The sequence below is a fragment of the Photobacterium sp. SP02 genome (genome assembly GCF_038519165.1).
Classification (GTDB): Bacteria; Pseudomonadota; Gammaproteobacteria; order Enterobacterales; family Vibrionaceae; genus Photobacterium; species Photobacterium halotolerans.
Window position 1 is genome coordinate 1 of the sequence record NZ_JASJOJ010000166.1, and the last position, 494, is coordinate 494.

General features: G+C 47.2%; 1 protein-coding gene. It reads right to left on the reverse strand.

What is annotated here, in order from left to right; translation table 11 throughout:
• On the reverse strand, positions 1–238 hold a 238-nt coding region (locus tag P0Y67_RS22800; RefSeq protein ID WP_342393717.1), incomplete at its 3' end, for a hypothetical protein.
• Positions 239–494: the final 256 nt, after the last annotated feature.

The window sequence follows — 494 nt, forward strand, 5'->3', positions numbered from 1 at the left end:
GCGGTTGGTATTTCTTAATCGCTTCGATGTCGCCGGTATCGGCAACAACAGTAGTCAATGCGCGCAGCTGTTCCAGTTTGGTGCTCATCTCAGTAAAACCTTTTTGATATGTGGTAAGAAATGACGTTCTGCTCTGTGGCGGTTCATTATGAATGAACGAATGTAATGCACCTGAGCAAATGAAGTGCTCATATTTGAGCTTTTTGCCACAAATGTCAAACCCTACGTGGCAGATCATGATGGAGAACCTGGCCCGGTTCGGTACAGGCTCTGATGGCAGGAAAGGCTGGGTAATGGGTTGGTTTTTGCGTGATTCAGTAGTGGTGGCTCTGATGTTAATATAAAAATTATATGTTTATCAGTGTGATAATGGCATTCGCTAAATGTCGGTGTGATTTCCGCATGCCGTCATAGAGCGGAGCAGGTGTGAACGCCGCGTCTGCAGAAGCAGTGCGCCTTCTCCGGCTGTCATCACCAGCGCATTGACATCATTG